Annotated in this window: 15 protein-coding genes and 1 pseudogene; 8 read left to right on the plus strand and 8 right to left on the minus strand. The window is 64.6% G+C overall.

Going from position 1 to position 13,790, the window contains the following annotated elements; translation table 11 throughout:
- The 8 genes and pseudogenes from F757_RS33260 to F757_RS0110085 all read left to right on the plus strand — a co-directional run.
- Window positions 1-330 (plus strand): annotated as a pseudogene (locus F757_RS33260) (nitrite reductase (NAD(P)H)); the annotation flags it as partial.
- Between the two features lie 37 nt (window positions 331-367).
- Complete coding sequence (gene nirD / locus F757_RS0110055) at window positions 368-721, plus strand: nitrite reductase small subunit NirD (protein WP_027211277.1); 354 nt, start codon at window positions 368-370, stop codon at window positions 719-721.
- Entirely contained in the window at window positions 718-1,995 is a 1,278-nt protein-coding gene (locus F757_RS33265; RefSeq protein WP_084530822.1) for an NAD(P)/FAD-dependent oxidoreductase, read from the plus strand. The genes nirD and F757_RS33265 overlap by 4 nt, the downstream gene beginning before the upstream one ends.
- 40 nt (window positions 1,996-2,035) lie before the next feature.
- Complete coding sequence (locus tag F757_RS0110065; protein ID WP_051376734.1) at window positions 2,036-4,870, plus strand: nitrate reductase; 2,835 nt, start codon at window positions 2,036-2,038, stop codon at window positions 4,868-4,870.
- A gap of 156 nt (window positions 4,871-5,026) precedes the next feature.
- On the plus strand, window positions 5,027-5,230 hold the full coding sequence (locus F757_RS36130; RefSeq protein ID WP_027211279.1) for a hypothetical protein: 204 nt from the start codon (window positions 5,027-5,029) through the stop codon (window positions 5,228-5,230).
- Between the two features lie 513 nt (window positions 5,231-5,743).
- Entirely contained in the window at window positions 5,744-5,941 is a 198-nt protein-coding gene (locus F757_RS0110075) for a hypothetical protein (RefSeq protein ID WP_027211280.1), read from the plus strand.
- 45 nt (window positions 5,942-5,986) lie between these two features.
- Window positions 5,987-6,151 (plus strand): hypothetical protein, encoded by a 165-nt coding sequence (locus tag F757_RS36135; protein ID WP_198021378.1) that lies wholly within the window; start codon window positions 5,987-5,989, stop codon window positions 6,149-6,151.
- A 113-nt stretch (window positions 6,152-6,264) separates the two neighbouring features.
- The gene (locus F757_RS0110085) at window positions 6,265-7,179 is read left to right on the plus strand and encodes a LysR family transcriptional regulator (protein ID WP_027211281.1); all 915 of its coding nucleotides are present in this window, start codon (window positions 6,265-6,267) and stop codon (window positions 7,177-7,179) included.
- 56 nt (window positions 7,180-7,235) lie between these two features.
- Here the strand turns inward: F757_RS0110085 and madM are convergent, their stop codons facing one another.
- The 8 genes from madM to F757_RS0110125 form a co-directional block, all read right to left on the minus strand.
- A complete protein-coding gene (gene madM, locus F757_RS0110090; protein WP_027211282.1) occupies window positions 7,236-8,003 on the minus strand; it encodes a malonate transporter subunit MadM in 768 nt (255 codons plus the stop codon).
- 14 nt (window positions 8,004-8,017) lie between these two features.
- Window positions 8,018-8,413, minus strand: coding sequence for a malonate transporter subunit MadL (gene madL / locus F757_RS0110095; protein WP_013338953.1), 396 nt, complete (start codon window positions 8,411-8,413; stop codon window positions 8,018-8,020).
- Window positions 8,414-9,109: 696 nt separating this feature from the next.
- Window positions 9,110-9,445 (minus strand): c-type cytochrome, encoded by a 336-nt coding sequence (locus F757_RS0110100; protein WP_027211283.1) that lies wholly within the window; start codon window positions 9,443-9,445, stop codon window positions 9,110-9,112.
- A 196-nt stretch (window positions 9,446-9,641) separates the two neighbouring features.
- A complete protein-coding gene (gene fnr, locus F757_RS0110105; RefSeq protein WP_027211284.1) occupies window positions 9,642-10,430 on the minus strand; it encodes a fumarate/nitrate reduction transcriptional regulator Fnr in 789 nt (262 codons plus the stop codon).
- Window positions 10,423-10,854 carry a response regulator gene (locus F757_RS0110110; protein ID WP_027211285.1) on the minus strand — a complete coding sequence of 144 codons (432 nt, stop codon included), beginning with the start codon at window positions 10,852-10,854 and terminating at the stop codon, window positions 10,423-10,425. The genes fnr and F757_RS0110110 overlap by 8 nt, the downstream gene beginning before the upstream one ends.
- A gap of 132 nt (window positions 10,855-10,986) precedes the next feature.
- The gene (locus F757_RS0110115; RefSeq protein WP_027211286.1) at window positions 10,987-11,637 is read right to left on the minus strand and encodes a response regulator; all 651 of its coding nucleotides are present in this window, start codon (window positions 11,635-11,637) and stop codon (window positions 10,987-10,989) included.
- Window positions 11,634-12,980 carry a PAS domain-containing sensor histidine kinase gene (locus F757_RS0110120; protein ID WP_027211287.1) on the minus strand — a complete coding sequence of 449 codons (1,347 nt, stop codon included), beginning with the start codon at window positions 12,978-12,980 and terminating at the stop codon, window positions 11,634-11,636. Before F757_RS0110120 ends, F757_RS0110115 begins: the two co-directional genes overlap by 4 nt.
- Window positions 12,981-13,258: 278 nt before the next feature.
- Window positions 13,259-13,762, minus strand: coding sequence for a universal stress protein (locus tag F757_RS0110125; protein ID WP_027211288.1), 504 nt, complete (start codon window positions 13,760-13,762; stop codon window positions 13,259-13,261).
- Between the last annotated feature and the right edge of the window lie 28 nt (window positions 13,763-13,790).

Consider the following 13,790-nt stretch of genomic DNA (forward strand, 5'->3'; position numbering starts at 1 on the left):
ACGGCGGACCGTCTGCAACGCACGAGCGTGTGGCGCGAAAGTCTGGAGGGCGGTCTGCAGTATCTGATCGACGTGGTGGTGCATGACAGGCTCGAAGTCGCCGCGGAACTCGAAGCGGACATGCAGCGCGTGATCGATACGTACGAATGCGAGTGGAAGAAGGCAGTGAGCGATCCCGAAACGCGCAAGCGCTTCCGTCACTTCGTCAACAGCGACGCAGCGGACAGCACGGTGAGCTTCGTGAAGGAGCGCGGACAGATCCGGCCGGCGACGCCGGACGAGCGTCAGTCGAAGCTTGCTGCGATTCCTGTCGTCGTGGAAACCGCCTGACCCTTTGTTTAGCCCAACCTGACGTGAGGAACCCAGCATGAGCAACAATCCGACTTCGGCATCCTGGCTGCCCGTGTGCGCGCTTGACGACATCGTTCCGAATACGGGTGTCTGCGCGCTCGTCAACGGCGAGCAGGTTGCTGTCTTTCACGTGACCGCGGGCAACGACAAAGCCGCCGTCTACGCGATCGAAAACTTCGATCCGGGCTCGCGCGCGGCGGTGCTGTCGCGCGGCCTGATCGGCAGCCTCGGCGAGCGCATCGTGGTGGCCTCGCCGATCTACAAGCATCACTTCGACCTGCGCACGGGCGAGTGTCTCGAAGCCCCCGAGAATTCAGTCAGCGCGTATCCAGTGCGCGTGGAAAGCGGCAAAGTATGGGTCGCCGCATGACACACGACACCGACGCGCAGACATCGAGGGGTGCATCGTTAGCCGCTCCTGCGCCCGCGCGTGCGCGGCTCGTGGTGATCGGCAACGGCATGGCCGGCATGCGCACCGTCGAGGAACTACTCCAGCTCGCGCCGGACCTCTACGAGATCACCGTATTCGGCGCGGAGCCTTACGGCAACTACAACCGCATTCTGCTTTCGCCGGTGCTGGCAGGCGAGAAGACGGTCGACGACATCATCCTCAATACGCGTGACTGGTATGCCGAGAACGGCATTCGGCTGTATGCGGGCGATCCGGTGGTCGCAATCGACCGCCGGCGCCGCATCGTGCGTGCGCAAAGCGGCATCGAGGTGGGCTATGACAGGCTTCTGATCGCCACAGGCTCCAAGCCGTTCCTGATTCCGGTGCCGGGTCACGACCTGCCTGGCGTGATCGCATTTCGGGACATTCAGGACGTCGAAACGATGCTCGAGGCCGCGCGCAATCATCGCCATGCGGTGGTGATCGGCGGCGGACTGCTCGGTCTGGAAGCCGCAAACGGACTGCTGCGCCAGGGCATGTCGGTCACGGTCGTGCATGTGATGGACAGCCTGATGGAGCGCCAGCTGGATCGCAGCGCGTCGGCGTTGCTGCAACAGGCGCTCGAGCGCAAGGGGCTGCGTTTCCTGCTCAAGGCGAACACCACGGCCATCGTCGGGCCCGAACGTGTGCGCGCCGTGCGTTTCGACGACGGCAGCGAAATTCCCGCCGATCTCGTCGTGATGACGGCTGGCGTGCGCCCTAACATCGACCTTGCGAAGCAGGCAGGACTGCATTGCGAACGCGCGATTGTGGTCGACGACACTTTGCAGACCTACGATCCGCGCATCTACGCGGTGGGCGAATGCGTGCAGCACCGCACCGCGACTTTCGGTCTCGTCGCACCGATCTGGGACCAGGCGCGTGTGTGCGGCGCGCATCTCGCAGGGGCGGGGCATCGTCGCTATGTGCAGCGCGCGACGGCCACGCGGCTCAAGGTCACCGGCGTTGAATTGTACTCAGCCGGCGATTTTATCGGCGGGCCGGATAGCGAAGACCTCGTGCTGCGCGATCCGCGACGCGGCGTCTACAAGCGCCTCGTGATCGAAGACAACCGCGTGATCGGCGCGGTGCTGTACGGCGACGTCAAGGAAGGCGCGTGGTACTTCGAACTGATTCAGAACCGCACCGACATTTCATCGCTGCGCAGCCACCTGCTGTTCGGCAAAGCCTTGTGCGAGGCGCAGGCTGCCTGACCTGGAATACACCGTGAGTTTTCCCATCGCAATTTCGAGCATGTCTGGCAGCGGCGAAGCTGTCAGGACCACCTGTCCGTACTGCGGCGTCGGTTGCGGCGTGCGCGCGAGCGCGCGCCCGGACGGCGGGCATGACATCGCGGGCGACGAGTCGCATCCCGCGAACTTTGGTCGCCTGTGCGTAAAGGGCTCGGCGCTTGGCGAAACCATCGGGCTCGAAGGGCGGCTCCTGCACCCGAAGATGCGCGAGCCCGCGAGCGGCGCGTTGCGCAACGTGTCGTGGGACGAAGCACTCGATGCAGTCGCCGGTGGTTTCCGGCGGATCATCGACGAACACGGACCGGATGCGGTCGCGCTCTACGTGTCGGGGCAGTTGCTGACCGAGGACTACTACGTCGCGAACAAGCTGATGAAGGGCTACGTCGGCAGCGCGAACATCGACACCAATTCGCGTCTGTGCATGTCGTCTTCGGTTGCCGGACACAAGCGCGCGTTCGGCGAAGACCTGGTGCCTGTTTGCTACGAAGATCTCGAACTCGCCGACCTCGTGGTGCTGGTCGGCTCGAACACGGCGTGGTGTCATCCGATCCTGTTCCAGCGGATCCTCAAGATGAAGGAGGCGCGGCCCGCTCTGAAGGTGGTCGTGATCGACCCGCGCTACACCGCGACCTGCGAGATGGCCGATCTGCATCTGCCGCTCAGCGCGGGCACCGACGTGCGTCTCTTCAATGGACTCCTCAGCTTTCTCGCCGAGCACGGCGCGACAGACGCACAATTCGTCGATGCGCATACGAGCGGTTTCCAGGAGGCGTTGGCGGCCGCCTCGGCGGACGCGGCAAGCGGCTTCGACCTCGCGCAATGCGCGAAGGCGTGCAAGGTCGATCCGCACGATCTGCTCGAGTTCTACCGTTTGTTCGCCCGTACCGAGCGGGTGATCACGGTATATTCGCAAGGCGTCAACCAGTCGAGCTCGGGCAGCGACAAGGTCAACAGCATCATCAACTGCCATTTGCTGACGGGGCGCATCGGCAAGCCTGGAATGGGGCCGTTCTCCTTCACCGGACAGCCGAACGCGATGGGCGGGCGCGAAGTCGGCGGCCTCGCCAACACGCTCGCCGCGCATCTGGAACTGGACGACCCGCGGCATCGCGAGCTCGTTCAGCAATTCTGGGGCGCGCCGGTTATCGCGTCGCGCGCGGGACTCAAGGCCGTCGAACTGTTCGAAGCCGTCGAGCAGGGGCGCGTCAAGGCGATCTGGATCATGGGCACCAATCCAGTGGTGAGCCTGCCCGACAGCGATCAGGCAAAGCGGGCACTCGCGCACTGCGAACTGGTGGTCTGCTCGGACATTGTCGAAAGCACGGACACCAATGCGCTCGCGCATGTCTTGTTGCCGGCGCTCGGCTGGGGCGAGAAGGACGGCACAGTAACGAATTCGGAGCGCCGCATTTCGCGCCAGCGCGCATTTCTGCCGGCGCCGGGCGAAGCGCGCGCGGACTGGCGGATCATCTGCGACGTGGCGCGGCGCATGGGTTATGCGGGCTTCGAGTTCGCGAGCCAGCATGAGATTTTCGACGAGCATGCGCGGTTGAGCGCATGGCGCAACGCAGGCGGGGAGGCGGCACGGCAAGCGGGCGACAAGGGCGGCGACAAGGGCGGCGTCGACAACGACGTCCAGAACGACGCCCAGAACAGCGTGCAGAACAGCGACAGCGTGCATCGCGCTTTCAACCTCGCGGGACTCGTGGGTCTCGGCCGCGACGGCTATGCGTCACTGCAGCCGGTGCAGTGGCCCGTGCGCCCGAGCGGCGACGCGATCGCGCCGGGCACCGCGCGTCTTTTCGACGATCGCCGTTTCAGCCACGCCGACGGCCGCGCGCGCTTTATCGCCACGCCGCCGCGCGCGCCTGCCCATGCGCCGGACGACGACTATCCGCTCACACTGAACACCGGCCGCGTGCGTGACCAGTGGCACACAATGACTCGCACTGGCAAATCGGAAAAACTCGCCGGGCACGTGACCGAGGCATTCGTCGACATGCATCCGCAAGATGCGTTGCTGTGCGGCGTGCGCGAAGGCGACCTCGCGCGCGTGTCGAGCCGCTGGGGCGCGATGGTCGCGCGCGTTCAGTACGGCGGCGGCATGCCGCGCGGCAGTGTGTTCGTGCCGATTCACTGGAACGATCAGGTGGCCTCCGACGCGCGCGTGGGAGCCGTGGTGAATCCGTCGGTGGACCCCGTCTCCGGCGAGCCGGAGTTCAAGCACACGCCGGTGCGGGTCGACAAGTTTCATGTCGCGTGGCATGGCTTTTCGCTCAGCCGCCGCGCGCCGCGGCTCGACGGCGTGACGTACTGGACGCGCGTGCAGGGGGCCCGGTTCGTGCGCTACGAACTCGCAGGGCGCAATCCGTTCGGGCAGCAGGGCGATCGCGGCGCGTGGGCGCGCGAGCTGTTCGGCGTGGACGACGCGCATGCCGACTGGCTCGAATACGAGGACCGCTCGGCGGGCATCTATCGCGCGGTGCATCTCGTTGACGACCGTATCGAGAACTGCGTGTTTCTTTCTGCACGTCCCGAACTGCCGGCGCGCGAATGGCTCGCGAGCCTGTTTGCAAAGGAAAGGCTCGACGAGGCTGAGCGCATCGGCGTGCTCTCCGGACAATCGCTCGGCAAGGGCGCCGATACGGGGCCGACGGTCTGTTCGTGCTTCGGCGTGGGACGCAACACGATATGCACGGCGATTCGCGAGCAAGGTCTGAAGAGCGCCGCTGAGATTACCGCGTGTCTGAAGGCCGGCGGCAATTGCGGCTCGTGCGTGCCAGAGTTGAAGAAGCTGCTGGTCGATACGGAGCTGGCGCGACTGAACGCCGCTTGATCGGGACTGCGCGTGGCGTGAGCATGATCGAGCGCGGCCGCGCATGACCGCGCGTGGCATGGCCGCGACATGAGTGGCGTGTGAAGCGCCTTCGCCGGGTAACCGTCTCGACTAGCCAGCCATAAATGCCATGCTGACGAGAGAACCTCTGCTGCGATGATGAAGAAACTGCAAACGCTGCTGCGCGCGATCGACCCGAGCCGCGCATTCAACGACGAGCACGAAGCCGGTCTCGCCCTGTCGCCGGCCAAGGATGACGGCGGCTCACACCAGCGTCATGCGGCGAGTCTGCGCCCGGCGCGCTTGCGCGCCCCGCGGCGCCCCGCACGTACACGGCGGCGCAGCGTCGGGTCGAGATAGCGCGGGCGTAGGAGCGGAAGCGCGTGAAGCGCTGCGAGCGGTTATTGAAGTCCGCGGTAATTGTAAGTGTCCACGTTATTCGCGTTATTCGATGCGTCGATTTTGCGAATAATCGTTAAAACGCATAACCATTGCGCTGCCCCATACACGCGACGCCCAGTGTGATTAATAGTCTGTTTTTTAGTTCAGATGTAAATCAGACCTGCATATCTGAACTCCGCATTCGGCGGAACGCTGGCTTTCTTATAGCGTCTCATTGTCCAGCGGCTTGTCTGGCGCGGCTGCCGCGATATCCTCCATACGATATGCTTAAACCGCCCCTATGGCAGGCGGCGATTCAATGCATTTATTATTCACTTGAAAGGTGCGTTTCCAGATTACAATCTGCATTCGGCACGGCGCTGCCAAATCAAATAAAACGCGGAAAGACTGACCCGCTTCCACCTTTCTCGGGGTGGCGGCCGGTAATTCCTCCCTCCGCGCAGATTAATAGAACATTGTGAGAGACAGATTATGCTAAGCCCGAAGGAGTTCGCCACCCTCATGCTGGTCAAGGCGGCTCCCGATCAGATAGATATGTGTCGCGAGGAGTTGGACACATTGCTGGAACGTCAGCTTGTCGCACTCGAAGAACTCGCTTCCGGACACCAGCGTCTGCATGTCACCGGCGCCGGGAATTCAGTGCTCAACGCAGTGGCGCGCAAACGCTAGTCGCGCAGTGCAGGTCGCATCGAAACGTTGGCAGGAAAGGTAGTGATGGACGAAGAACTGGTTAGCATCGTGATGGGCCTGGCGGTCCTCGTGATCGGCATCATCTTCGCGGTCGGCCACTATCGGCGCGAGCATCGCCGCACGCAACTGCTGCGGCAACTCGATCACACGCCCATCTGGCATTGGCCGCGGCATCATCACCGCAATTGAGGCGAGCCGGCCCGTGTGGGTCTGCCGCGTTCCGGCGCGTGAGGGATTGACGCTATTTGCGGCCGGCGCGCACGAGCTGATAATGGACGGTTCAGACCGGACCCTGGCTCGACATGCGCGACCGAATCGACGACGAAATTACCTTCCGCAAGCTGGAAGTGCTGCTCGCATTCATGCAGACCGGCAGCCTCGGCAAGGCGGCCGAGGTGCTGAATGTGAGCACGGTCAGCGTGCACCGCGCGCTGCATTCGCTCGAAAAGGGCGTGCGCTGCGCGCTGTTTCGCCACGAAGGCCGTAACCTCAAATCGACAGATGCCGCGCAGATGCTTGCCGACGTGGCCGACGAAGTCCTCACGCTGATGTCCGACGGCATTCGCGCAACGCGCGAGGCGGCCGGCTATTCGTCGGATCGCCTGAAGATCGGCTCGCTCTATTCGCTCACTATCAGGACCGTGCCCGGCATTGTCGTCGACATCAAGGTGCGGCGGCCCACGCTGCAGGTCGAGCTCGTGCTCGGACCCAACGCGGAGTTGATCGACAAACTCAAGCAGGGTGCGATCGACGCGTCGCTTATGGCCTTGCCGGAGGCCGAGCCTGAACTTGCCTCCATTCCGCTTTTCGAAGACGACATTTTCTTTGCGGCGCCCGCCAATTCGCCGTATGCCAACCTGGAAGCGGTCGACCTGCGCGACTGTCGTGACGAAACCTTCGTCTCGCTCGGGGAGGGCTTCGCGACCTATCACGGCTTCCAGGAGGCGTTTCGCGTCGCCGGGTTCACGCCGAACGTGACGATGCAGGTAGGCGATATTTTCTCGTTGATGAACCTCGTGAGCGGTGGCGTCGGCTATACGCTGCTGCCGGGCCGCGTGCGGGGCGTGTTCGGCGAAAAGGTGCAGTTCATCCCGCTCAAGCCGCAATATCTGATGCGCCAGACCATCGGCGTCAGTTTCCTGCGGGCACGTGAGCGCGACCCCAACCTGCTCGCGCTGATGGCCGTGTGCCGTCTGCGCACGAGAAACGAAGGGTGAGTGCTCGTTGAGCGTTGGCCCGCGCACATTGCCGCGAGCGGACGACCCGCCCGCGCTTAACCGCCCATCAGGGCCCGCGTGGTGAAGAACAGCAGCGAAGGTCCGAGCAGGCAGCCCACGCCCGTATGAAACGTCGCGATAAGCGCGCCGTAAGGAACAAGCCGCCGGTCGGTGGCCGCGAGTCCCGCGCTCACGCCGCTCACGGTGCCCGCGAGGCCGCCGAAAATCATCGCCGAGCGCGGCGTTTTCAGCCCCATGAAACCGGCCGCGAGCGGCGTGCCGACCATCACGATGATAGCCTTGATGAGTCCCGTGGCAATGCTGAGCGCGATCACGTCCGAGCTCGCGCCGATTGCCGCGCCTGTCACCGGACCGACAATGTACGTGACCGCGCCCGCGCCGATGGTCGTCATGCTGACCGCATCGGTATAGCCGAACGCGTGCGCGATGCTCGCGCCGACAATGAACGGCAGCACCGTGCCGAGCAGCAGCGACACCACGCCGATGAGCCCGGCCTTGCGAGCCTCGGTGGCCTGCACTTCGAAAGCGGTCGCGACAATCGCGAAGTCGCGCAGCATCGCGCCGCCCATCAAGCCGACGCCCGCGAAGAGCGGCAGATCGGCCAGACCTTTCTGACCGGCGGTAAAGGCGCCGCCCAGATAGGCGAGCACGAGGCCGATCAGGATGGCGATTGCCGAGCCGTGCACGCGACCGAAGGTGAGCTTGCGCGAGATCAGCGAGGACACCCACATGATGAGCCCGACGAGCGCGAACGCAGTGACGAGGCCGTTGTGTATCAGTACTTTGTCGAGCATCTGGAGCATGGCTAGGTCCTCGTTCAGATTTCTTCGGGTTGCGCAACGTTGGCGAACGAGGTGCTGTCGCTGCCGGTGCGCGAGAGCACCGCGATGCAGCCGGCACACAAGGCCACCGCGCCCAGGGCCGAAAGCAGCGCGACGGGCCCGCCCTTGAGCGCGGCCACCACGTTCTGGTTGGCTGCCATTGCCACCACGACGGGGATATACATCGCGCCCCAGAAGCCCACACCGGCTTCCGTTTCTTTCGGCAGGAGTCCTTTGCCGTGCAGATAGAGCCGCAGGAAGATCAGCAGCAGCATCGCAATGCCGACGCCGCCGACATTCGTCTTGACGCCTATCGCGGCTCCGAGCAGGTCGCCCAGAAAAAGCCCGGCGAGGTGGCAGAAAGCGAGCAACGCTGTTCCGTAGATGATCATCTCTTGTCTCCTGTCGACTGCGGTCGACGCTTGCTATGGTGTTTTGCCCGGCTTTCGCGCGAGGCGCCTTGCCAACGGGTTTTATCGGCCTTTTTGCGAGGCGGCTTTGTGTGGGCTGTGGCGCATGCGGTCGGCACAGCGACTGCCGGGCAGCGGGTTTTTCCCACGACATGGCGCGAGTCTAGGGTAGACAGCGAAGCGGCTTCAATCACCTTCGGCAAGCGTTTGTTATCGTGAAGCTAACGATTCGCGGCGCGCGGCGTGCAAAGCCATGTGGGGCGGGGCGCACGCAGCATGCGGCGGCGCTTAGGGGTTTTCCCTCGCGGGTGCGCTGAGGACTTCCAGAACCATCGTGGCGTGTCGGCGCGTTTGATGTTTCATTGGGGTTGCCGGACGAGCAGGGTGCGGACCGCCGTTGAGCCACTGCATGTCACGCGGATGTATCTGACCGTTTAGCGCCGCCCGGCGCGGCGCGGGCGGAATGCAGGGTCATTGGCGGATGGCCTGGGCGGAAACGCCGCGTGGATTGGTTTGGTCTCACCGGCATCGAGCGCGTTCGAGCAGACCAGCAGACCGTGTCGCACGTCGCTATCGAACTGGCGCAGTCAACACGCCCGAGCAGTGTGTGATGCGATTGGAGCGAGGGGCTCGAGCGCACATGCGCACCAGAGCAGTGCCGTTGCTTTCAGACGGCTGTCATTGACTGAGTACCCATTGCACGAGCGTATGCGCATCTTCGGCCGATATCGGCCCGCCGCGATCCGCGGGCAGCGGCATCGCCATGTCGCCCCAGTGAGCTTTGCCGCCCAGCCGCAGCTTGTGTTCCAGCATGGTTCGCGCGTTGGGCTCGTTGCGATAGCGTGCGGCAATCTGCTCGAACGACGGCGCGAGGAACGGCGCGTCGCGTGTGTGGCAGAACATGCAGTGATGCTGGTCCACCAGCGCGGCCGGCTCGGGCTCGGCCTGTGCGGAGGCGGCAAACAGCATGAACGCGGCACATGCCAGCCGACAGCTACGGGATAAGGCGTTCATCGCATGCGCTCCTGTGCGGAGATTGAGTGAGTGGCCGGTTAAGCGATGCAATGCGTTGCGCGTTGCGTTGCGTAGCGTTGCGATGCGGTTGCCCTGTGCAAGGTCCTCGCTATCGGGGCCTCGTGCATGCGCGGCGACGCGTCGACTACCCGCATGCGCGCGGTCAGATGACCGGCGGCAGACTGCACGCGAGCGATCACACCCGCATGAGGCCCTCGTGATCCAGAATCCGGATGTTCTTGCCCTGCGCGTCGAGCAAACCGTCGCGCTGGAATCGGGACAGCATCCGGCTCACTGTTTCGAGCTTGATCCCGAGATAGCTGCCGATTTCCTCGCGTGTCATGCGCAGGTGGAATTCGGCCGGCGAATAGCCGCGCTTTCTCAGGCGATCCGACAGATTCAGCAGGAACGTGGCCACGCGCTGTTCGGCCGACATCGTGCCGAGCAGCATCATCTGCGACGATTCGCGCACGATCTCGCCGCCCATCATGCGGTGCACGTGCTGCTGGAGCACCTTCACTTCGCGGCACATGGTCTCGAGCGGATGGAAAGGAATGATGCAGACCTTGCTGTCTTCCAGCGCGACGGCGTCGCAGCTGTGGCGGCCGAAGCAGACGCCGTCGAGCCCCAGAGAATCGCCGGCCAGATGGAAGCCGGTGACGTGCTCGCGACCGTCGCGGTGCATGACGACCGTCTTGAACGAGCCCGCCCGCACCGCGTAGATGCTCTGGAACGCGTCGTCGGCGCGGTAGATCGTCTCGCCCTGCCTGATGGTTCGCGACGGGCAGATCAGTGCTTCGATCCGTTGCAATTCCTCGGGCCTGAGACCTTGCGGCATGCAGATGGGGCGCATCGAGCACGACGTGCAGCGCAGCGCGTCGTTACGCGGCGCGCGCTCGGTGGCGGACCGTTGCGCAGGCGTGGACGCCGCGTGAAGCGGAATGAAAGTGCGCGAGCTAAGCGGATGCGCGGCGACGTCAGACATGATGAGCTCCAGATTGAAGAACGGCGCGTGCATGATGCTGGCCGGCGATCCGCTGGACCGTGGCTCGCGCAAGTTCGAATTCGCGGGTCTTGTCGAAAAAATAGTGAGCGCCGCCCGTCAGGCATGCTCGCCGGAACCACGCGCCGGAACGGTTGGTTAGCACCATCGCGATCACGTGCGGCATACGTTGCGCGAGCAACGCGAGCAATTCGAGACCGCTACCACCGTTCAGACGCAACTCCGTCACCACCAGATCGGCGGCGCCGGCCTCTATGCCGGCCAACGCGGCGCCGGGCTCCTCGGCTTCGCCGACGATCTGCACGCCGTCCAGTGCGCCGAACAACGCGGCGATGCGGCGCCGCACGGGCGATGCTTCGTCGACCAGAAACACACGCAGTGCGGGGTGAGTGAGGCTTGAGTTCATGGCTCGAAGTATCGGGCGCGCTGTCTCAAAATAAAATCGGCGCGCAGCGAACTTCGGGTAGGTAAGCGGGAAAGGCTGTAGGGAATTTCCTACAGCAAGCGTCGGAGTAGCGAGCGGGGCGCTCGCCGGCGGTCAGATGTCGTCTTCTTCGTCGTTGACCAGTTTGTGGCGCATTGCGTAGCGCACCAGCGCGGCTTCGTGCGGCATCTGCATTTTTTCGAGGATGCGCGTCTTGTAAGTGCTGACGGTCTTCGCGCTGACACACAGCTCGGTCGCGATCTCGGTGATCGTCTGACCCGCGGCAATGCGCTTGAGCACGTCGAATTCACGATCCGACAGGCGCTGATGCGGCAGCAGGTCGGTGGGCTCGTTCAGGCTCTGCGCGAACCGCTCGGCCATCGCGAGGCTCACATAGACGCCGCCCGCTGCGACCTTCGTCACCGCCGAGACGAGCTCCGCGCTCGCGCTTTCCTTGGTCAGATAGCCGGACGCGCCGGCCTTGAACGCGCGTACCGCGTACTGCTGCTCCGCGTGCATGGTCAGCACGAGAATGCGCAGCGCCGGCTTTTCGTCCTTGATCTGCCTGATCAGTTCAACGCCGTTGCGGCCCGGCATCGACAGGTCGAGCACCAGCACGTCTGCCGCGCAGGCGCGGATCAGCGCGACGGTGCTCGCGCTGTCGCTTGCTTCGCCGACCACCTGGAAGCCGCTCGCGCTTTTGAGAATGTGACGCAGCCCGTCGCGCACGAGCGCATGGTCGTCGGCCAGCAGGACCCGGGTCATGATTGCAACTCCTGCATTTGCACAGCCTCGGCTGGAATGGTGACGCTCAACACAAAGCCTTTGCCTTGCGCAGTGTGAATGTCGACGGTGCCGCCCAGCATATGCGCGCGCTCCCGAATGCCGAGCAGGCCAAACGACTTGCCGGCCGGCTCGCCCGCGTGAGGCGAGCCAAGACCGTTGTCGGCGATGCGCAGCACGAAGCCGTCGTGTGCCGCGCGCAGGCTGAGCGTGACGAGCGTGGCGTCGGCATGGCGCGCGACGTTGGTCAGCGCCTCCTGCACGATGCGGAACAGCGCGGTGGCGCCGGTGGGGCTAAAGCGCGCGTCGCCGGTTTCGATGTCGCGCTCCACGTCTATGCCGTAACGGTTCGTGAAGTCGTTCGCGAGCCATTCCACGGCGGGAATCAGGCCGAGGTCGTCCAGCATCACCGGGCGCAGGTCGGCGGCAATGCGGCGAACCGACGCCACCGTCACGTCGATCAAACGGCGCATGCCCTGCAAATGTTCGCGCACTTGCGCGCTCGCGGACGTGTCCAGCGCTTCTTCAACGGTCGAGATGTCCATTTTCAACGCGGTCAGTTGCTGGCCGAGGTCGTCGTGCAGTTCGCGGGCGATGCGCGTCTTCTCGTCCTCGCGAATCTTCTGCAGGTTGGCGGACAGTTCGCGCAGTTCTTCGCGCGCGCGCTGCTGCGCCTGTTCGGCTCTGACCCGTTCGGTCACGTCGCGCAGCATCACGGTATAAAGACGTGCGTCGCCGTCGCGGATCTGCGAGATGGAGGCCTCGATGGGGAATTCCTCGCCGTTTGCACGCAGGCCGGACAGCACGCGTTGCCGGCCCATTTGCCGGTCGGACACGCCCGTCACGCCGAACTGTTCGACATGCCGCGCGTGCGCCGCGCGAAACCGCTCGGGGATGAAGCGCGCGAGCGGCGCGCCGATTGCGTCCATTGCCGAGCAGCCGAAAACCTGTTCGGCCATGGGGTTGAAGAGCACGACGCGCTGCTGTTCGTCAATGGTGATGATGGCTTCCATAGACGAACGGATGATCGCCATCATGCGCGCTTCGTTCACGCCCGACTGGCTGATCGCGGCGCTCGCTTCGCTGTAGGCGGAAGAAGCCTCGCGCCGCGCGCGCACGAGCACGAACGCACTGGTGGCGACAAGCAGGGCCCCGGCGACGCAGATGAGCAGCACCGGATCGAACCAGCGCCGGGCAGCCAGCGCGAGCGCCAGCGTCACGACGAACGCGGCCGCCGCGGCAAACGCGGGCCGCGTGGCGAATCCATTCGACTGTTCGTGCGTTACGGCACGGCGCGGTGGGGGCGTCTTACCGCTCGCGGACATGTGCGCTTCCTGGCAATGAGTGCGGACCAGTTCAGCTTGCGCTGCCTGAGACCGCCGCCGCGGCGCGTGCAGGCGAGACCTTCAGTTGCCGGCAGGTGCACGGTCCGACCGGCGGTGAGCCCCGAACCTGCCGCGCGCAAAGCTGATGTTTGCGCTCATTGTCCGCGAAACGGCGCAATCATGCCAGTGCGGTGCCGCGCGAAGCCGGCAACACTGGTGCTGCGACAGGAATCGGGCACACAAGCGGGCCCTGCAGCGCTGCGCGCCGGTAGCCCGGCTTACGACGGTTCCTTGACGGCGTCGTCCGAAATCTTGGCGGCGGCCGGCGACGCCTCACAGTGAGCCGAAACCAGCAGCACCGGACAGGTGGCCATGCGTACAAACCGTTCCGCGACACTGCCAAGCATCAGCCGCTGCACGCCGCGTCGCCCGTGCGTACCCATCACGACCAGGTCGGCGCCGAACTCCTGCGCGGCGAGCTGGACGCGGTGCGCGACGTCGTCGCCGGTGAGCTCCGTTTCGAGCATGCGCGGCGGCCCTTTGACGCCCGACGCGGCCATCAGCGCGGTGGCGTCGGCGAGCACCTGCTTGCCTTCGTCGACGAGCGCATTGCGTATCGACGAGGGATCGTAGCCAGGCACGTCGTAGGCCATGAGCGGCACATCCACGACGAAGACCGGCTGCAGCCGCGCGCCGGATTCGCGCGCGAGGTCCACGGCGGCGGCGAGCGCCCGCGACGACGTTGCACTGCCGTCCACGGCAACCAGAATCTTTTTGTACATGGCGAACACTCCTGAACGTCAAAAAAAG

Origin of the sequence: Burkholderia sp. WSM2232, assembly GCF_000472545.1 — a bacterium.
In the GTDB taxonomy this organism is placed as follows: Bacteria; Pseudomonadota; Gammaproteobacteria; order Burkholderiales; family Burkholderiaceae; genus Paraburkholderia.